Source organism: Pseudoalteromonas sp. PAR1 (assembly GCF_947311895.1).
Taxonomy (GTDB): Bacteria; Pseudomonadota; Gammaproteobacteria; order Enterobacterales; family Alteromonadaceae; genus Pseudoalteromonas; species Pseudoalteromonas lipolytica_C.
Map to the genome: position 1 here is coordinate 68,048 of NZ_CAMZMY010000015.1, position 18,960 is coordinate 87,007.

The window sequence follows — 18,960 nt, forward strand, 5'->3', positions numbered from 1 at the left end:
GGTAGAGTAGGCGCATATGAGCAAGCTCAAGAACTTAAAAGGAGCACTTACTAAGCCACAATTGGCCGCTGTTTTGGGTGTAAGCCCCATTTTTCTCACTAAATGTTTATATATTATTAAACCAGAAAATCAGTATCATCAATTTGAAATAGATAAAAAATCAGGGGGTAAGAGAAAGATAGCAGCTCCGGGTAAAGAGCTCAAAAGTTTACAATTAAAACTATCTGAGTTGTTGATGGACTGTATTGATGAAATAAATGCAGCTAAATACCCGCACTCACAATTAGTATCACCCAAAAAAAATAACTCTCAAAAAAATGATTCCTCAGCTGAAGTTTTAAAAGTTAAAATTTCAAATGCAGCTATAAAACAACCTTCTTTGTCACATGGTTTTACGAGGCAACGTTCCATATTGACAAATGCAGTGATGCACTTAGGTCAAAAGAATGTATTAAATATCGATCTTGAAAACTTTTTCGATTCGTTCAACTTTGGTCGTATAAGAGGTTTTTTCATAAAAAATAAAAACTTTGAGCTATCACCTACTATTGCAACAGTAATTGCTCAAATAGCTTGTTACGAAAATACACTGCCTCAAGGAAGCCCATCCTCTCCCGTAATTACCAATTTGATAACGCATCATTTAGATATTCGCTTGGCTTCATTAGCTAAAAAATACAAATGCACCTATACACGTTATGCAGATGATATAACTTTTTCAACGCGGTTATCTGTTTTTCCACCAGAAATCATGTGTGATTCGAGTAAAGGGTATGTTGCAGGGAAAAGGCTTAAAAGAGCAATTGAACATGCAGGCTTCAGTATTAATGAAAGAAAAACTCGTATTCAATATAAAAACTCTAGGCAAGATGTGACAGGTTTAATTGTAAACAAAAAGCCAAATATAAAAAAAGAATATTGGCGTAAAGCAAGAGCCAAATGTAACTCATTATTTAATACAGGACACTTCACTACAGAGAAAAATGAAGAGTTAGTTGAAGGGAATATAAATGAGCTAGAAGGACAACTTAATTTCATAGATCAAGTAGATCATTACAATAGAATGAGACAAAAACCTCCATTAACTCCAGAATACTCTCTTAAGAACTATGGTAAGCGTACAAATGGCTTACTATCAGGAAGAGAAGTGGTTTTTAGTAAATTTCTGTTCTATAGACTGTTTTACGCAAATGAAAAGCCAACTATATTGTGTGAAGGTAAAACCGATAATATCTACTTGAAATCTGCAATTAATCAGTTACATAGTAAATACAAGCAACTGGTCTATAAAAGTGAAAGTAGATATGAGTTACTAATAAGGTTTGTAGAATATTCTAAAAGAACAAGGTTTCTACTAGAGCTTTATGGAGGGGCTGACTATTTAAGAGGGTTTATCGATACATATGCTGTAAAAAGTAAAATATATAGGGCAGAAAAACCCCAAAATCCAGTTATTATTTTTATAGATAATGATGATGGCCCTAAACAAATAGAAATCTTATTGCAGTCTAAAAGCTTTAATCAAAAGACAACTTTGAGTCCTAGTACCTTAGATCCTAAAAAAGACGTTAGGAAAGCTGATTTTATACATGTTATCAATAATCTATATGTTATTTTCACTCCGCGAGGAGCTAATGATGAGGAAACTGATATTGAATATTTCTTTGGAGACGATGCTAGGCTAAAGAAACATACAAATGGATTATTTTTTAATTCTGTAAGTAAACGGGATCCTTCAAAAGATCTCAGTAAAGAAGCGTTTGCGAATCATATAATTAAATCCCAAAAAAAGTACATCAATTTTGATGGACTTATTCCTTTACTAGATCGTATAGTAAAGGCTATAAACCACTACAAATCAATACGATAGATAATTAATGCATCCATTGATATATATTTACTTTTATAACTCCAAGTATGAAAGTTAAGGTGTTTTTCATTTAGCTCGCAAATTCTATACTGGGGTGAATTGATACTTTCATCAGCGCAGGTATCAAGGAATAGCTGATTACCAAATAAAGTAGGAAGGACAGCGCTAGCATACCCTAAAAAATAAGTTTTAATCTTTTACTATTAAGTGCTAAGTTACTTCTTATAACTTTTCTTCCCAGAGTGCTTTATGTAGATGCACCTAATCTAAGCTAAAAGTTGCTCCTATTACCATACGCTTACCTAAGTTTTCATCTGAAATTTTTTGCTGATACAAAAGAAGAGCCAGACTTTAGTGTAACAATATTTGAAAACAAGCTTGTTAATATTTCTACATTTTTGTCACCATAAATAGACTGAATTTGACTATTATTTTGAGTACTGGCGATATTTATTTCACTTTTTGAACGGCCTAGTGATAGCCACTTTTCGAATGCTTTTGTTTTTGGTAAATCAGCTATTTCATCTAAAATAGATCAGAACTTATTTTTATCAGACTGTGCAATTACTTCTCTTACTATAAGCATAAGAACTGTTGTACATAGTTTTGATGATATAGATAAATATTTAGGGTTGTTCAGAATTTTATTAGGGATGAGAAGTCATACTTTCCTTGTGCCCAGTTAGCTATCCTAAATCCAAATATAGAATCAATCTAAAAAGTAATTACCAGATAAAGAGAGTTGTCGTTAGTCCAACTTGGTCACATTCAGGTCACCATTTTCTTAAAGTTAGTGATTACCACCAACAAAAGAAAGGGAGCAAATGGCGCTCTCGGCAGGGATCGAACCTGCAACTTAGCCTCCGGAGGGCCACGTGATATCCATTTCACCACGAGAGCACATTTGTCGTCGCCAGTACTGACTCGCGATATCAGCATGACAACCCGGCAATGATAATGGCATCTGTCATTAAATGCTAGCGCCGAGCTCTCTATATGCACATAAATTCAGCAATTTGCATTAAAACACTTCACTTTCGGGCAGAACCAAGGTATTAACGTATACTTAGTAAAATTAATAACAAGGTGGCATTCATTGCCGCATAAGGGGAATTTGATCATGAGTTTAATGTCTACAGAGCAAGTGGCGGAATTTTTAGGTGTCAAAGTTGAACGTGTAAAACGCCTTGCTCGCGAACATTTACTGATCTCTAAATCACAAGATGACAAAGGTGAGCCTTTGTTTGATCCAGAAGATGTAAAAAAATATAAAGAGCTTGCCGAGCGAATTGGCGGTCTTTAGTTTTTAACTTTTAATATGAAGTGGTTAAGCTGTGTAAGCAGTGGCGCCACTTTGTCCATAGCACCACGTTGTTCATACCAGCAAATACATAAAAGTAAAAACAGTGCATGAAACGCTGCGAGCTTTTCAACTGATAAGTTAAACTCGTGATGGTCGCACACAAGCGCATGGTAACTTTTAAGTAATGCTAGTTGCTGCTCGTCATTCAGTGCAAAACTCACCACCAGCGCCGCTAAGTCAAAATAAACATCGTTACTTTTGGCATATTCAAAGTCGATCAAAAACATACCTGATTCATTCACAATGATATTTTCTTTTACTAAATCATTATGGCAAAAGCCCATATCTTTTGGTGCTGAAGCAATATAAGCCAGTGATTGCTTAATTAGCTCTGCGTGTTGCTGGTAACGGGGTGTTTGCTGGTAATAGTTAATTTCGTAGGCAATATCCATAGGCTCAGTTAGCACAGGATAACGATGTAAATTCACTAAATCAGGCAATAAGCTACTACAGAACTCCCCGCTTGCAATGCTACCTGCCACGTATTCAAAAATAGCGGTATCGGTTGCTTGCTCTAACCAAAGCGGTGCTGGACAGCAGCTTTGCTTTGCAAAGTGCGTTTGCGCAGCAAGGCCAATTGCAGGCCAGTGGTCGCGATAATGCTTAACCAAGAAATCTTTATTTGAGGTTTTTACTAAGTAGTTGTCATTGCTTAATCCCTCAACCAGCGGGCTGATTGAGGTAATAATTAAATGGGGGTCAAAACGCGCAAACAACGCGTGAATTTGTTGCTCAGTTTTCATCTATAGCTGTGCAAGCGGCTTAGCCTGATGCTGCTCGTATTCTTCGTACCAAGTTTTAAAGCCCCACGCTGCCATAATGGTGTAAAACACAAAAAGAACTAAGGTTGGGTAATAACCTTTTTCAAAGTACAAATACATCGAAGCTGCATCAATCACAATCCAGTATAACCAGTTTTCCAGTACCTTCTTAGCAACAAGGTAGGTTGTCACCACAGCAAAACAGGTGGTAAAACTGTCTAAATAAGCAAAATCAGCATGGGTGTAATTGGTCATCACAAAACCAATAACAACTGAAGCTAATGAAGTAGCAAGCAAAATCACTGCATGGCGCTTCAACGACCAAGAAATTATTGGCAGATGATCTTTATTGTTCATGCCCCGGCGCCAAACTACCCAACCATATACCGCCATATACATGTAGTAAAAATTAAGTAGCGACTCCATCAACAGTGCGCCATTCCAGTACATCACGGTATAAATAAAGGTGCTCAAAAACGCGGCAGGCCAACACCATAGGCTTTCTTTAATCGCTAACAGTAAATACGCCATCGACAATGCAACGGCAATGTATTCCCAATGCGACATGGCAGTAAAGCCTGAGAAGGTTTCGCTCAAAAATTCCATAACACGCGCTACTTTAGAGATTAGTCTTCGCTAGGCGACAAGTCACCATGTAAGAACTTACAAACAAAAATAGCTTTACCAAACTCTTCATATGAACGTTTGATTTCAGTATTAAGTACAGACATCACTAAATCATAATCACCGAAAATCTGTGTCGATAAGGTATTGGTGATCACTTTTAGACCTTCATAACTATTTACACGGTCAATAAAACCTTTAATAAACGGAATATAATCTTGGTGAAGTGGATACTTGCTGATCTCTACTGAAAGTTTCATATGCGTTACCGAGTATTTTCAAAGTATTGCATTGTAACTCGCTTATACTAACAAGTCATGGCTCTGGCTATTTTTTAGTGTAAAATCAGCCCCGATAAACATTGAGGACTCATTATGGCACGCCGCATCACTTATAAATTTAAAAACCAACCGCGCGAAATCAATTTTGCTAAAGATAAATACCGCGATATGTATCATGCGATAGCTGCGGCTGAAGGCATTGATTTAACGAATTATTTAAAGATGAAACAGCAAGTCGAAATGACTTCAAAAGGTTCTGCAGCAGTGCGTAATTTTCGTGATCAAGAATTCGCACGAATGGGCTTTAGCGACGTGTATTTTATTAAAGAATAGTTATTCTTGATACTCGTAGCTTACTCGCGGGGTGATATTACACAGTAACTCGTAAGGAATGGTGGTCGCACACTGGGCAATCTCTTCAACAGGAAGCTCAGGCCCCCACATGATCACCTCATCTCCTACTTTGATATTGTCGTGGTTATCACCAATATCGACCGTGATCATATCCATCGCCACACTGCCGACAATACCATAGCGCTGCGACTTAATAATAACCGGTGTGCCCTGCTCGGCATGACGCGGATAACCATCACCATAGCCCATCGCAACTACGGCAAGCTTAGTGGCTTTATCACTACACCAACGGCCACCATAGCCAACACATTGATTAGCCTCAACATCACGAATCGCAATAACGCGTGTCGTTAAACGCATAACAGGTTCAAGCCCGTGCTGTTGACCAACACCATTAAGCATTGGCGATACGCCATAGAGCATCAACCCCGGGCGTACCCACTCGCCATGACCTTTTGGCCAAGCAATAATGCCAGCTGAGTTTGCAAGGCAATACTGCTCGCTTTTGCCATCAGCTAATGAATCAAACAAAGCAATTTGCTGAGCGGTCTTTTCATCATTGATGTCATCGGCACACGAAAAATGCGTCATTAATTTAATGTCATCACGGGCATTAGGACTTGCTTTTAAGCGACTGTAAAAAGACTCAAATTGCGATGGTGCAATCCCTAAGCGATGCATGCCGGTGTTAATTTTTAACCAACATGCAATCGGTGCATCAAGCATTGCATTTTCAAGGCTGGTGAGCTGATTCTCATCATGAATGATGGTTTGAAAGTTATTCGCCAGCAAAATTGGCAGATCGTCTTGATGAAAAAAACCTTCAAGCAATACAATCGGTTTTGTCAGTCCACCGGCACGTAGCGCTAACGCTTCGTCAATTCGTGCTACCGCAAAAGCGTCGGCATCATTTAAGTATTGGGCAATTTTTACTAAGCCATGACCATAGGCGTTGGCTTTTAGCACCGCCATTACTTTGCAACCAGGCGCAAAGCGCTTCACTTGCGCTAAATTATGGGCAAGTGCTTGAAGGTTGATTTCGGCAATGGCTAAGCGCATTAGTATTCGTCATCCATAGCTGGACCCGCGTAGTTATCAAAACGCGAGAATTGACCTTGGAACGTTAAACGTACTTTACCGATTGGGCCGTTACGCTGCTTACCAATGATGATTTCGGCCACGCCTTTTTCAGCACTGTCTTCGTTATACACTTCATCACGGTAAATAAACATGATTAAGTCGGCATCCTGCTCGATCGAGCCTGATTCACGTAAGTCGGAGTTGATTGGGCGTTTATCGGCACGTTGCTCTAGAGTACGGTTTAGCTGTGATAATGCAATAACCGGACATTGCAGTTCTTTTGCCAGTGCTTTTAATGAACGAGATATTTCAGCAATCTCTAAGGTACGGTTATCAGATAAGCTTGGTACACGCATTAACTGTAAATAGTCGACCATGATCATACTAATACCGCCATGGTCGCGGGCAATACGACGTGCACGCGAGCGTACATCTGTGGGTGTTAGGCCCGATGCATCATCAACATACATCTTACCTTTTTCCATCAACAAGCCCATGGTTGACGACAGGCGCGCCCAGTCATCATCATCAAGCTGACCAGTACGCACCTTAGTTTGGTTAATGCGACCTAGCGATGCCAGCATCCTCATCATGATTTGCTCTGAAGGCATCTCTAGTGAGTAAATAAGCACAGGCTTATCTTGTGTCATAGCTGCGTGTTCGGCTAAGTTCATCGCGAAGGTGGTTTTACCCATCGATGGACGTGCCGCCACGATGATAAGGTCAGAAGGCTGCATACCTGCCGTCATTTTATCAAGGTCGGTATAACCTGTACTTACACCGGTTACACCATCTTGCGGCGACTGATAAAGCTCTTCAATCTTATCGACGGTTTTTTCTAAGATGCTATGTAAGCTTTGCGGCCCTTCAGTACTTTTTGTGCGTTGCTCTGCAATTTTAAATACTTTACTTTCGGCAAAGTCGAGCAAATCATGGCTGGTACGCCCTTCAGGGCTAAAGCCAGCTTCGGCAATTTCGTTCGCAACACCAATCATTTCACGGATAACAGCACGTTCACGAACAATATTCGCGTAAGCATCAATGTTCGCTGCACTTGGCGTGTTTTTGGCAATTTCGGCAAGGTAGGCAAAACCACCGACACTACTTAACTGATTATTTTTTTCTAAGCTTTCAGAAATAGTGATCAAATCGATAGGATCGCCACTTTCAGCAAGGCTCACCATTGCTTCAAAAATTAGCTTGTGGGTGCGGGTATAAAAATCCTGTGCAACCACTAACTCAGCAACACGGTCAAACGCTTGATTATCAAGCATTAAACCACCTAAAACAGATTGCTCAGCTTCAATTGAATGGGGAGGAACTTTTAACGTGTCGACTTGCTTATCAGGTTTGGCCATAACTTCACAAAACTTAAATTGAATGGCTCTATTCTATCGACTTGCTAAGGCTGTGCAAATAGTAAAGCGGGAAAACTTCCCGCTTTATTGTAATTGAGTGAACTGTAATCGTTATTTCTGTTTACGAAGTTCAATGCGTCCGCTAATCGTATCCATTTCGATATCAGCATCGCCACCGTTAATACTAAATTCTAAGTCGCTAGATGGGCCGTATTTAGCCTTCGTTGCTCTGTCATCACTCAGCTCATTAACGATTTTACCGTTTGCATGAGCTTCAATTTCAAACTTTGCCGATACATCTGCAGGGAAGTAAAACTCGGCGTCACCACTGACTGATTCAAAACGAATATTGGCATCTGCTAGCAGCTTGTTGATGTGAACTTCCGCTTCACCGTTTACCGTGTTTATGCGTAGCTTTTTAATTGCATCAAAGGCAAAGTCAATATCACCATTTACGTTCTCAAGGCGAACATCTTGCGCTTTTGTTTTTGATTTTATATCACCATTAACTGCAGTAAAGCGTAAGGAACCCTGTGAGTTTTTATCGTTGATTTCACCATTGACTGTTTCAAAGCGAATATCACCGTTAAGATCATGGGCATTTACATCGCCATTGACTGTTTCAAAGCTCATGTTGCCGCTAATTTTTTGCACTGTAATGTCGCCGTTTACGGTATCGATTTCAGCGCCTGCTTCAAGCTCTTTAGCACTGACGGTTACATTCACACCGGCAAACTCAAGCTCACTGCTTTTTGGCATGTAAATGGTTAATCGAGAACCGTCACCGCTATTCCAGCCACCTAAATTACGCGGCATTTTGACGATAAATTCAACACGGCTGCCTTCCACATCTAAACGATAACCTTCGGCTTTATCATCAAGCTCACCTTCGATTTTAAGTTGAGGCTTATCCCAGCCTTCAATGCGTACATCACCCCGTTGATTTTCAATAAAAATACGTTTATTTACAGGCACATCAATTTGTTCGTTAATGGTTTGTCCTGCCATTGCCATCAGTGGCAATAATCCTAATGTTAAAGCTAGTAATTTCATAATTGTCACTCCTAAATCGTTTGCCACTTCGGTGCATGCACCTTGTTAATTAAGTCCAGTTGCTGCTGATAAACCTGCGAGAGCATTTGTAATAAAGCTGGATTTTCAGGTTCATTCTCAAGTGCTTGCTTGATGGCGCTTTCTGCTTCTTCTAACTCTTTAAGCTGTTGCTGCCAATTATCGGTTAATGCAGGTTGATTTTGATACTGCACCAATAAACCTTGCTTTTGCTTAGTGAAATAATCACTCATTGCCATCATGCTATTTGATTCACCTTGACCGACAAAAAGCTGTACGGTCAACAGTGCAGCAATACAACAAGCAGCCACAGCCGCGAGCTTATTCCAGCCATGAGTTGGTTTCTCAATTTGCTGCGTTTGCGGCTCTGCAATTGCTCGCTCAATACCCGGCCAGAGATCTTTATCTGGGCTAATATCTTGCTTCTGGTTAAGCGAGTCATTTAAAAATTGTTCAAATTCTTGCTTACTCATTTTCATACCACTCTTTTAATAACTGCCTTGCACGGTGAAATTGCGACTTACTTGAACCAACTGCCATGTTTAGCATTTTCGCTATTTCTTCATGGCGATAGCCTTCAATGGCGTGCAGCACAAAGACCATACGTGCTCGTTCAGGTAATCTCAGCACCAACTTATCGAGGCCGTTAAAGCCGTCGCAATCTGCAGCGCTTTGCTCATCCATACCACTTTGTTCAAAACTCACGACTTTTTGCAGCCAACTCTTGTGTTTGCGAATGTAGCTAATCGCAATATTGCTGGTAACACTATGTAACCAAGTCGAAAACTGTGAGCGTCCATCGAAGTTAGCAATTTTATGCCAAAGCTGTACAAACACTTCTTGCGTGGCATCTTCTGCGTGCTCTTTATCTGCAAGCAATCGTAAACAAAGGCTATATACTCGCTTCACATGCAACTCATAAAGTGTTGCATAGGCAGCTTGATCACCGCTTTTAACCCGCTCGATCAAGGCATGCTCACTTTGCTGGACGAACGCTTGTTCTGCATCTATCAACATCCTGGATGTTGTCCTTTATGATTATTATTGTGAATTTAGTGTATTAGACGTAAGGGGGGATTCAAAAGGTTTAAATGAAATTAAATTTTTTTGTGTAAGCTACAAATAATTGAGCTTACACAATTTTATTTGGGGGATTTGCGTTATTCTGCAGGTGATGCGTCGCTTTCGTCTTCGCTTGTTTCTGCGGTTTTGTAGCGCCAACCTAAAAACACAATACGAGCTGGAGATGACGGTGTCGTGCCATTTTTAACCTGCAACAAACTTGCATCGTAATGGGCACCACTGCCCCCTGTTGCCGTGATACTTGAGCCACGAACGCTACCAAATAGCTCACCACTACCAGATAATTTTACCGTTGTGAGGGGCGCATATATCGCAGCATATAAATTTGCAGCTCCACTAAATTGCACTCCATTGATGCCATTAAATGTTGAATAAAATGACAGTGAAGGATGACCACTGCTGGTTAATCCTTCTTGTTCAGTGATTACTTTTGCTCCCGCACCAATGCTCACTTTGCCAGTGATTAACACGGTTAAACTGCTGTCTTTCTTTATTGTAAGAGTCGTGTCGCCTTCCATTGAGAAGTCACCATCAACCAATAAAATAACATCACCACCAGAGACCTCCATTTTGCCGTCACTGGTCATTTTTAATCGGTCTAGTGCAAATATAGATTCCTTACTATTACTACCGCTTGTTTTTGTTTGTGGATTTGAATCAAACAAGAAAATATCCGCAAACGTCGGAAAGATAATTTGTCGACCATTTTGACTAAAAAAACCTTTTTGAGTGTTCAGCTTGAATTGCTGTGTTGGCCCAATCGAAACAGCATCATAGTCAGTAACTTCATCGATAATATCGACCATTTTCTCTGGAAGTATAAGAGGATCACAGTTGGTGTCTGGGTTGCTCGGATCGTAATCTGGTGCACTAGGATCTGCAACGGTAACAGGTGCAACATTTGGGTTTACATTAAACTTACTATCACTGTAATGAACACCATTTTGCTGATTATTATAGGTATCTTTAAAGTCACCAGTTCCACCATACATAATATCCAGCGCTTCACCTTGGTTATTTGTAATAAACGTCGACCACTGCATTTTGGCATCGCCATTAGCTCTAACAACACCTGACACAGTGCCACCACGATGGGTATAATACCCACCCGTGTAGACGTTACCGTCAACACGTAAACCACTACCTGGTGAAATATACACCCCGGTATTTGAATGAATATTACCTATAATCGGTGATGAACCATTTAAGTAGATAACCCCTGTAGCCTTAACATCACCTCTTATAGGTGAATGACCAGACAGCACAACATCCGAATCACCAGCAATGGTCGATACATCGCCATCATTCGATTTTGTTTCTTCATAGCTACCTTTGCTAGAGTCGTAGCTATCAATACTGCCACTCCCCGATAAGTTAACTCCTTTACAACCCACCATCGCATTAGTAAATACAGAGCTTCCTTTAGCTCCTTGCAGTGCAAAGCGTGCAACTAGATTACTTTGTGCATCTCCCTCAAAACGCTGACCTAAACTGGCAATTTCTAGTTCACCATCGGCATTTTTACTTACACTGGCATTAAACGTGGCATCAGCAGCGATAACGCCCACTCCTGAGGCATCACTTGTTTTATTGATCAACTCATCAACCGCGAGAATACCTTCTCGATTAATAGTTTGCTGCAATAACTTAGCTTGTTCAAAAACGCCTTTTTCGGCTAGTAAACGACTGTTTAGTTTTTTCTGAAAATTACCACTTAAGCGCTCTTGTACAATTGTTTCACGTAATGAACTCAGCACCACAATACTCGCCATGCTGGTTAAAATAAGAACCGTAAAAAGCGTAAAACCAGCTTGTTTATTAAACACGACTATTCCCATATGCTTTGAGTAAAATTGCATTCGTTAAGGCAATATCGATGTTGATACCTTGACCAAATTGAGTTGGTAAATCCCGTGGTTTGACACTTATCGTGACCAAGTCACCGGATAAACTAAACGATATTGCTTCAATACCAGTTAGTAAGCGTTCGGCAACCGCTCCATTTAACGAGCATAATAAGTCGTTGCCATTTAAACGATAGATTTCTGTCACTTGAGACGTGGTAATAGAGCCGTCACAGGCAATAACGCCACTTGGCTGCGTAATTGTGATCGTGCTGTTATCTGCACTAACGATTGGCGTTAATTGCGTTTGTTTTATACTTCGGGTGAACACTTTACTTGTGAAGCGAATCACTTCTTGGGCGTTTTCAAGTTCTTTACTTACCGCAATCGTACTTTTAATAGCCGAATAAGATAAACTCACGCCTGCAAGTAAAAATGCCCCAGCTGCAAGTGCAACCATCAGCTCAACTAAACTAAAACCCTTACCACGCTTCATCATTAGCAAGCCGCCGATAAATCGGGAAAACTGGCGTTTAAACTAATTTGGTTTTCGGCGTTATCAGTCATACGTTTATCAACCCAGCCAACATTTATTTGCATATCGTTACTGTAAGAAGCCGGAATCGTCAGTTGATAGTCGTTTACTTGTGGCTTAAGGCTTTCTCTAAAAGTGGCATCCTGAAACAAAGCGGGATCGGTTTTTTGAATTTCACACACATGCGGCCATAAACGCTCAATTGTGTTTTGGCCTTGAATAAGTGACACCGTATAATGAAAACTATTGGTCGCATACTGTAAAGACTTCAACTGCGCTGCAGCTAAACCCAATAACGCTATCCCAGCAATAACAACAGAAATCATGACCTCTAGTAATGAAAAACCTGCTTGTTTCTTCATGCACACCCTCGCTGTGAACTTTCAACTAACCAATTTTGCCCACTTTTAAGTACACACATCACATAGTCTGTGGTGTTAACATGCTCATCTTGAATACGAATACTTGCTTGTCTATCAACCTCACCACTGGCACTCACCGTTAATGAGACCAAATTGACGCTAACGCCAGCTTTTGTCACAGAAAATGCTTTTAAAATAGTATCAACACCGGCTTCATTTAAAGTCACTTCCCAGCGGTTATCACTCACAACTAATCGAATCGACTTATCGCGTTTTACAGCTTCACTGCGCGCATATTTGTAAACGTTGTTGAGTTGATTTGCGGTAGTAATGACGCGATCTTGCAAAATCTGCTGGCTAAAAGATGGCAATGCAAGACTTGCCAAAATCCCAATAACACCGAGCACCACTAATAATTCAACTAGGGTAAAACCAACTAAACGACGCAACTTAGTTACTCCCAACAATCATTGGCTGTCGCGCTGTAACTACCATCATGGTTAACGACAAGCTCACCACAGCGATCGCCCGCTTGTGCAGATCCCGTATTAGGTGTTGCTTTTAAACTGTAGCCACGGTTTTTAAAATCACTCACTGCACCAGCAGCTTTATCGGTGGCAGTATAAGTAAAAGAGTAATAGCTAGTATCTTGCGTTGTGAATGTATTGGGATATCCACCATTTCGCGAATAGATACGCTCAAGACTTGCACTATATTGAAGTAATTCTTGTTGAATATCAGCACGTCGGCTGCGCTGCATATGCTCAGTATAAGCGGGTAATGCCACACTGTAGAGAATACCTATAATTGCTACAACAATAAGTAATTCAACTAATGTAAAACCACGTTGCTTACCTTGTCCACTTAACACGAGCGCATTTAACAATCTTAATACCTCTAATACTTTTTTGTTAAAACAATATAAATGACAGCGTTGTCAGTGTCAATTTTAACCAATTTACCTTTATTCATCCGATTATACTAATAAGAAGAATAAAATTAAGAAAAAAGAATGCTTGTTTGTAAAATAGGTAAGATTATAGGATTATCTATTATGTGTTTAAAATATGAAAACTAATACTATTTACCGTAAAGCTATGAGTTGATAGCGGTACAAAACGCTACAATTAAGCGTGTTTAAGGCTAATTCAGAAAGTGGCTATTACTCAAATTTCAGGCACAAAAAAGCCGCACCTAAGCGCGGCCTTTTTTACTTAATATTGCTATTAAGCTTCAGCGATAACGATTACTTTGATAGTAGCCGTTACGTCTGAGTGTACTGCGATTGCTACGTCAAATTCGCCAGTCTCACGGATAGTACCTAGAGGTAAACGAACTTCTGATTTAGCAACTTCAACGCCAACAGCTGAAATAGCTTCAGCGATGTCGCGAGTACCGATAGAACCGAATAACTTGCCTTCGTCACCAGCTTTAGAAACTAGTGTAACTTCAGCTAATGCTTCTAACTTGTCAGCGCGAGCTTGAGCAGCAGCTAGATCTTCAGCGATCTTAGCTTCTAAATCAGCACGACGTGCTTCGAAAGTTTCGATGTTAGCTTTAGTTGCAGGAACTGCCTTACCTTTTGGGAAAAGGAAGTTACGTGCGAAGCCAGATTTAACTACAACCTGGTCACCTAGGCCACCTAGGTTTGCGATCTTGTCTAGTAGAATAACTTGCATGTCTCTACACCTTTTAAAAACTGTTAATCCGCTGCTTACTTATGTAAGTCAGTGTATGGAAGAAGGGCTAAGTAGCGAGCACGCTTGATAGCAGTTGCTAGCTGACGCTGATATTTAGCGCTAGTACCTGTGATACGGCTAGGTACGATTTTGCCACTTTCTGTAACATAGTTTCTAAGAGTAGCTAGATCTTTATAATCGATTTGTTGTACGCCTTCCGCTTTAAAGCGGCAGAACTTACGACGTCTGAAATAACGTGCCATGAGTATAATTCCTCAAAAAATTCTTTCTATATGTTGAGCATGCAAGACCAATTGGCTTAAGCCGTTTCGACCTTCGTGACGGTTTAAAAACCCCGTCACCTGCACTTGGTGCCCAACGTGCAATTGTTGAGTCTGTTGTTGCAATGGCGTGCCGCTGGCAACAACTTGAAGCCTGACATAACTATTACGGTTAAGGTCTGCTTCAACTTGCATCGATTTATGTTCAAGAACAAAAATACAATGCGGTATACCAGCAGGGCTTTGACTATATTTTGGGGTTTTACATACAACCCCAGATAGTGTCAGCTGATTCATATAAGGATTAAGCGGTTGGCTCATCTTTTTGTCTCAACTGCAAGCGCCATGCTTGAACTCAAAACGATTAAGCAGCTGGTGCTTCTTTCTTCTCTTCTTTCGCAAGAGGAGATGCTTCAGTTACAGCGTCTTTAGTACGCATAACTAAGTTACGAAGCACTGCATCGTTGTAGCGGAAAGTAGTTTCTAGCTCGCTGATTACTTCAGTAGGTGCTTCAACGTTCATAAGAACATAATGAGCTTTGTGAAGCTTGTCGATTGGGTAAGCCAATTGACGACGGCCCCAGTCTTCAAGACGGTGGATAGTACCACCAGCTTCAGTGATAGAACCAGTATAACGTTCGATCATACCAGCTACTTGCTCACTCTGATCAGGGTGAACCATGAATACGATTTCGTAATGACGCATGGATATTCCTTACGGTTAATAGAGCCTTCTACCGTTTCGGCCAGTCGGTTTAAGGCAAGGAATTAAATTTAATAAGCCGAAATGAGCGCGCATTTTACGCTTAGATTGATAATTAAGCAAGATAAAACAGCAAGCCAAGCTAGATTATTGTGCTCTAATAAGATTTTCTAAGCGCTAAAAACAAAAAACCCAGCCGAGGCTGGGTTTTTGAGATTCTGAAAACTAAAATTACTTGATTTTAGCTTCTTTGAAAATCACGTGTTTACGAGCTTTAGGATCGTATTTTTTGATTTCCATTTTTTCAGGCATGTTACGCTTGTTCTTGTCGGTAGTGTAGAAAAAACCAGTACCAGCAGTTGAAACTAAACGGATCTTATCGCGCATGATTCAGTTCCTTAAACTTTTTCGCCACGAGCACGGATTTCTGTAAGAACCGCGTCGATGCCTTTTTTATCGATAATACGCATACCTTTAGTAGTAGTGCGTAGTGTTACAAAACGTTTTTCACTTTCAACCCAAAAACGGTGAGTTTGTAGGTTAGGTAGGAAACGACGTTTAGTCGCGTTTCTCGCGTGTGAACGGTGGTTACCAACCGCTGGACGCTTACCTGTAACTTGACATACTTTAGACATGTCTATATATCTCCAATAACTTCGCTCGAGCTTAATTTTCCCTTAGGCCAGTATTTGTGCCCCGGGATAAATCGAAGGGCGCTCTTTATACAGCTTATACAGGCAAAGATCAAGTAACAGATCTTATCCAATCAGCTCATGTGTAAATTTGATAGCGGCTAATTATAAAGATCGAATGCCCTTAGGGAAAGTAAAAACTGCATTTAAATTAAACTAATTTCTAAAATCGCCCTAAACTGCTCATTTTTAACACACTCTCTAGCCTAACAAGCTTTATATAAGCCCTCTTTCGGCAAACGACACACAATTTTCACCTCCCACTATGATGTGATCCAGCACATTTATATCAACTAAGGCTAACGCTTGCTGCAATTTCGTGGTGATCAATTTATCAGCCTGACTTGGCTCAGCCACTCCACTTGGGTGGTTATGGGCAAGAATCAGCGCCGCGGCATTATTACGTAATGCTGCTTTAACGACTTCGCGTGGGTACACAGAAGCTGCATTAATAGTGCCGTAAAAAAGCACTTCGTCTTTAATTAATTGATTTTGATTATCTAAATACAGCACCATAAATACTTCTTGCTGCAAACCACGCAACTGAATAGTTAAGTAGTCGTACACAGCTTGTGGCGAATTAAATAGTGCCTCGCGTTTACATTGCTCAAGCATATAGCGCCGGCTTAATTCAAGTACCGCTTGCAACTGAACATACTTAGCCGCCCCTAAGCCCTTTTGTGCGCAGAATTCTTGTTCGCTCGCGTTAAACAAGTTTTGCAATGTACTATTTATACTGAGTAAATGCTCTGCAAGCTCAATAGCATTCATGCCCGGCACGCCTGTGCGTAAAAATATTGCTAATAGCTCTGCATCTGAAAGTGCTTTAGCACCTTTAGCAAGTAGCTTCTCGCGAGGCCTTGCTGAAAGAGGTAAATCGGTTAATGGCATTGCTTCATCCTTAAAACAACTATATCAATGACTAAACTGTACTATAAAACCTAGAAAATCCAGTTTTTTCCTGTCATGAAAAAGAAAACTTCATGCTATCGGTAAAGATTTGCTATCGTTAGCCCATATCGACAAAAGTTAAATTTCACGTAATGACTAAATCAGTAAATAAAAAAATCCTGCTAGGTATGAGTGGTGGTATTGCAGCCTATAAATGTGCAGAGCTTGTCCGCCGTTTAAAAGATCAAGGCTGCGAAGTTAAAGTCGTCATGACCGACTCGGCAAAACACTTTATTACTCCTTTAACAATGCAAGCGGTAAGCGGTGAAATTGTTTCTGATTCATTACTCGACCCAGCAGCAGAAGCAGCAATGGGCCATATTGAGTTTGCTAAATGGGCCGACCTTATTTTAGTTGCCCCTGCAACCAGTAATATTTTAGCGAAAATGGCAATGGGTATTGCCGATGATTTACTGACAACACTTCTATTAGCCACCCCTGCAAAAGTGGCTGTAGCACCTGCCATGAACCAGCAAATGTATGCCCATCCTGCTACACAAGCAAATATTGCCACACTTCGCGAACGCGGCGTGGCTATTTGGGGCCCAGGTAAAGGCGAGCAGGCTTGTGGTGATGTAGGCGCAGGCCGTATGTTAGAGCCTCATGAGTTAGTCACGCTTTGTACACAACCTGAAGTAGAGCCATTACTTGCCGGCAAAACCATTACTATAACAGCAGGACCAACCCGAGAAGCCCTCGACCCAGTTCGTTATATTTCTAATCACAGCTCTGGCAAAATGGGTTATGCCCTTGCCGAGGCTGCACTTGCTTTAGGTGCAAAGGTCAACTTAATTTCTGGCCCAGTGACAATTAAAGCACCTGCTAATGCCCTGCTTACTAATATAGAAAGTGCAGAGCAATTACTCACCGCCTCAATGCAACTAGCCGTACAATCAGATGCCTTTATAGGCTGTGCAGCAGTAGCCGATTACCGTGCAGCAGCAATTCATGAGCAAAAAATGAAAAAACAAGGTGATGAACTAACCCTCACCTTAGTTAAAAACCCAGATGTTATCGCAAACGTTGCAGCGCTTAGCAAAAACCGTCCTTATACCGTGGGCTTTGCCGCCGAAACCCAAGATGTTGCAAGCTATGCTCAAGGTAAATTAAAGAACAAAAATCTCGATATGATCTGCGCAAATGACGTATCAAAAGAAGGCCTTGGCTTTAACTCTGATCATAATGCTTTAACACTTTTCTGGCACAATGAGCAGCTAGATTTAGCGATGGGAAGTAAAAAAGATTTGGCCATGAGCGTGATGACTGAGCTTGCCAAGCGTTTGTAAAAATGCTGGAAAGAAACTGAATAAAACATTAACATAAGCCTCTCATTTGCACAAAAAATGGCTTGTCTGACTCCTAAGAGCGCAAGTAATAAATTATAAGAAAGGAATGGTCATGCCTGCGACAAAAAGAAGTAATCGCAAAGAGCAGATTCTGCAAGCACTCGCACAAATGTTAGAAACCAGCCCAGGTCAACGTATCACAACTGCAAAACTAGCAGCTGAGGTAGGTGTGTCTGAAGCTGCGTTGTATCGTCATTTTCCGAGTAAAGCACGGATGTTTGAGGGCCTAATCGAGTTTATTGAAGATACCCTGTTATCACGCATTAACCTCATTTTAGAAAATGAGAAAGAAAGCCAAACACGTGTGTACAATATTTTACTGCTATTATTAGCCTTTGCTGAGAAAAACCCGGGTATTACCCGCATTTTGACCGGTGATGCCTTGCAAGGTGAACAAGAGCGTTTACGTGAGCGTGTACAAGGCCTATTTGAAAAGCTAGAAACTCAGTTCAAGCAAGTGCTACGCGAGCGCAAACTGCGCGAAGGCAAAGCATTTCAATCAGACGAAACCACCCTAGCCAACTTCTTACTCGCCTACGTAGAAGGTAAGATGAATCAATTCGTGCGCAGCGACTTTAAAGCAAAACCAAGTGCACAATTTGAAAAACAATGGCCAGAGTTACAAAAGATTTGGTTGTAGTGAGTTGTTAGGGGAAAGAGTAAAGTTAACGAGTTGCTTTCTAACTTTCCCCTTGTAACTTTCCCCTTGTAACTTTCCCCTT

Annotated in this window: 25 protein-coding genes and 1 tRNA gene; 5 read left to right on the forward strand and 21 right to left on the reverse strand. The window is 40.7% G+C overall.

Going from position 1 to position 18,960, the window contains the following annotated elements; all coding sequences use genetic code 11:
* Positions 1-16: 16 nt before the first annotated feature.
* Positions 17-1,870, forward strand: coding sequence for a retron Ec67 family RNA-directed DNA polymerase/endonuclease (locus QL229_RS13465; protein ID WP_281547062.1), 1,854 nt, complete (start codon positions 17-19; stop codon positions 1,868-1,870).
* Positions 1,871-2,695: 825 nt separating this feature from the next.
* On the opposite strand, the gene QL229_RS13470 is transcribed toward QL229_RS13465, so the two are convergent.
* A tRNA-Arg gene (locus QL229_RS13470) sits at positions 2,696-2,770 on the reverse strand.
* 220 nt (positions 2,771-2,990) lie between these two features.
* Between QL229_RS13470 and QL229_RS13475 the strand changes: the two genes are divergently transcribed.
* Positions 2,991-3,173 carry a helix-turn-helix domain-containing protein gene (locus tag QL229_RS13475; protein ID WP_054563404.1) on the forward strand — a complete coding sequence of 61 codons (183 nt, stop codon included), beginning with the start codon at positions 2,991-2,993 and terminating at the stop codon, positions 3,171-3,173.
* Here the strand turns inward: QL229_RS13475 and QL229_RS13480 are convergent.
* Genes QL229_RS13480 through QL229_RS13490 form a run of 3 tightly spaced genes read right to left on the reverse strand, consistent with a single transcriptional unit; the run spans position 3,170 to position 4,878 of the window.
* On the reverse strand, positions 3,170-3,976 hold the full coding sequence (locus QL229_RS13480) for a phosphotransferase (protein ID WP_135926177.1): 807 nt from the start codon (positions 3,974-3,976) through the stop codon (positions 3,170-3,172). The two genes, QL229_RS13475 and QL229_RS13480, sit on opposite strands and share 4 nt — an antisense overlap.
* Positions 3,977-4,600: a nicotinamide riboside transporter PnuC gene (pnuC, locus tag QL229_RS13485; protein ID WP_135926178.1), complete on the reverse strand. Its 624-nt coding sequence runs from the start codon at positions 4,598-4,600 to the stop codon at positions 3,977-3,979.
* A 20-nt stretch (positions 4,601-4,620) separates the two neighbouring features.
* Complete coding sequence (locus QL229_RS13490) at positions 4,621-4,878, reverse strand: YkoF family thiamine/hydroxymethylpyrimidine-binding protein (protein WP_054563401.1); 258 nt, start codon at positions 4,876-4,878, stop codon at positions 4,621-4,623.
* A gap of 114 nt (positions 4,879-4,992) precedes the next feature.
* Between QL229_RS13490 and QL229_RS13495 the strand changes: the two genes are divergently transcribed.
* The gene (locus QL229_RS13495; RefSeq protein ID WP_281547063.1) at positions 4,993-5,232 is read left to right on the forward strand and encodes a DUF2960 domain-containing protein; all 240 of its coding nucleotides are present in this window, start codon (positions 4,993-4,995) and stop codon (positions 5,230-5,232) included.
* Here QL229_RS13495 and alr read toward each other — a convergent pair whose 3' ends face one another.
* The 17 genes from alr to radC all read right to left on the reverse strand — a co-directional run bounded on the left by alr (position 5,233) and on the right by radC (position 16,832).
* Positions 5,233-6,312: an alanine racemase gene (gene alr, locus QL229_RS13500; RefSeq protein WP_235382221.1), complete on the reverse strand. Its 1,080-nt coding sequence runs from the start codon at positions 6,310-6,312 to the stop codon at positions 5,233-5,235.
* The gene (gene dnaB, locus QL229_RS13505; protein ID WP_135926180.1) at positions 6,312-7,691 is read right to left on the reverse strand and encodes a replicative DNA helicase; all 1,380 of its coding nucleotides are present in this window, start codon (positions 7,689-7,691) and stop codon (positions 6,312-6,314) included. The genes alr and dnaB overlap by 1 nt, the downstream gene beginning before the upstream one ends.
* 111 nt (positions 7,692-7,802) lie before the next feature.
* Positions 7,803-8,744: a DUF4097 family beta strand repeat-containing protein gene (locus QL229_RS13510; RefSeq protein ID WP_281547064.1), complete on the reverse strand. Its 942-nt coding sequence runs from the start codon at positions 8,742-8,744 to the stop codon at positions 7,803-7,805.
* An 11-nt stretch (positions 8,745-8,755) separates the two neighbouring features.
* Positions 8,756-9,241, reverse strand: a complete 486-nt coding sequence (locus QL229_RS13515; RefSeq protein ID WP_138557045.1) for a hypothetical protein — start codon at positions 9,239-9,241, stop codon at positions 8,756-8,758.
* Positions 9,228-9,779 (reverse strand): sigma-70 family RNA polymerase sigma factor, encoded by a 552-nt coding sequence (locus tag QL229_RS13520; RefSeq protein ID WP_281547065.1) that lies wholly within the window; start codon positions 9,777-9,779, stop codon positions 9,228-9,230. Before QL229_RS13520 ends, QL229_RS13515 begins: the two co-directional genes overlap by 14 nt.
* A gap of 143 nt (positions 9,780-9,922) precedes the next feature.
* Positions 9,923-11,671 carry a polymer-forming cytoskeletal protein gene (locus QL229_RS13525; protein ID WP_281547066.1) on the reverse strand — a complete coding sequence of 583 codons (1,749 nt, stop codon included), beginning with the start codon at positions 11,669-11,671 and terminating at the stop codon, positions 9,923-9,925.
* The gene (locus QL229_RS13530) at positions 11,664-12,188 is read right to left on the reverse strand and encodes a prepilin-type N-terminal cleavage/methylation domain-containing protein (protein WP_281547067.1); all 525 of its coding nucleotides are present in this window, start codon (positions 12,186-12,188) and stop codon (positions 11,664-11,666) included. The genes QL229_RS13525 and QL229_RS13530 overlap by 8 nt, the downstream gene beginning before the upstream one ends.
* On the reverse strand, positions 12,188-12,586 hold the full coding sequence (locus QL229_RS13535; RefSeq protein ID WP_135926186.1) for a prepilin-type N-terminal cleavage/methylation domain-containing protein: 399 nt from the start codon (positions 12,584-12,586) through the stop codon (positions 12,188-12,190). Before QL229_RS13535 ends, QL229_RS13530 begins: the two co-directional genes overlap by 1 nt.
* Positions 12,583-13,035 carry a GspH/FimT family pseudopilin gene (locus QL229_RS13540; RefSeq protein ID WP_135926187.1) on the reverse strand — a complete coding sequence of 151 codons (453 nt, stop codon included), beginning with the start codon at positions 13,033-13,035 and terminating at the stop codon, positions 12,583-12,585. Before QL229_RS13540 ends, QL229_RS13535 begins: the two co-directional genes overlap by 4 nt.
* A 5-nt stretch (positions 13,036-13,040) precedes the next feature.
* On the reverse strand, positions 13,041-13,472 hold the full coding sequence (locus tag QL229_RS13545; RefSeq protein WP_206769175.1) for a type IV pilin protein: 432 nt from the start codon (positions 13,470-13,472) through the stop codon (positions 13,041-13,043).
* Between the two features lie 340 nt (positions 13,473-13,812).
* Positions 13,813-14,265, reverse strand: a complete 453-nt coding sequence (gene rplI / locus QL229_RS13550) for a 50S ribosomal protein L9 (protein WP_135926188.1) — start codon at positions 14,263-14,265, stop codon at positions 13,813-13,815.
* 35 nt (positions 14,266-14,300) lie between these two features.
* Positions 14,301-14,528, reverse strand: a complete 228-nt coding sequence (gene rpsR, locus QL229_RS13555) for a 30S ribosomal protein S18 (protein WP_002962753.1) — start codon at positions 14,526-14,528, stop codon at positions 14,301-14,303.
* Positions 14,529-14,540: 12 nt separating this feature from the next.
* Entirely contained in the window at positions 14,541-14,843 is a 303-nt protein-coding gene (priB, locus tag QL229_RS13560; protein WP_135926322.1) for a primosomal replication protein N, read from the reverse strand.
* 67 nt (positions 14,844-14,910) lie between these two features.
* On the reverse strand, positions 14,911-15,252 hold the full coding sequence (gene rpsF, locus QL229_RS13565) for a 30S ribosomal protein S6 (protein WP_135926189.1): 342 nt from the start codon (positions 15,250-15,252) through the stop codon (positions 14,911-14,913).
* Positions 15,253-15,480: 228 nt separating this feature from the next.
* Entirely contained in the window at positions 15,481-15,636 is a 156-nt protein-coding gene (rpmG, locus tag QL229_RS13570; RefSeq protein ID WP_022946036.1) for a 50S ribosomal protein L33, read from the reverse strand.
* A gap of 11 nt (positions 15,637-15,647) precedes the next feature.
* A complete protein-coding gene (gene rpmB, locus QL229_RS13575) occupies positions 15,648-15,884 on the reverse strand; it encodes a 50S ribosomal protein L28 (RefSeq protein ID WP_036973115.1) in 237 nt (78 codons plus the stop codon).
* A gap of 273 nt (positions 15,885-16,157) precedes the next feature.
* The gene (gene radC / locus QL229_RS13580) at positions 16,158-16,832 is read right to left on the reverse strand and encodes a DNA repair protein RadC (RefSeq protein ID WP_135926190.1); all 675 of its coding nucleotides are present in this window, start codon (positions 16,830-16,832) and stop codon (positions 16,158-16,160) included.
* A gap of 152 nt (positions 16,833-16,984) precedes the next feature.
* Here radC and coaBC point away from each other — a divergent pair, with 152 nt between their 5' ends.
* Positions 16,985-18,178, forward strand: coding sequence for a bifunctional phosphopantothenoylcysteine decarboxylase/phosphopantothenate--cysteine ligase CoaBC (gene coaBC / locus QL229_RS13585; RefSeq protein ID WP_281547068.1), 1,194 nt, complete (start codon positions 16,985-16,987; stop codon positions 18,176-18,178).
* Positions 18,179-18,290: 112 nt separating this feature from the next.
* Complete coding sequence (gene slmA, locus QL229_RS13590) at positions 18,291-18,878, forward strand: nucleoid occlusion factor SlmA (RefSeq protein WP_063699831.1); 588 nt, start codon at positions 18,291-18,293, stop codon at positions 18,876-18,878.
* The last annotated feature ends 82 nt before the right edge of the window (positions 18,879-18,960 follow it).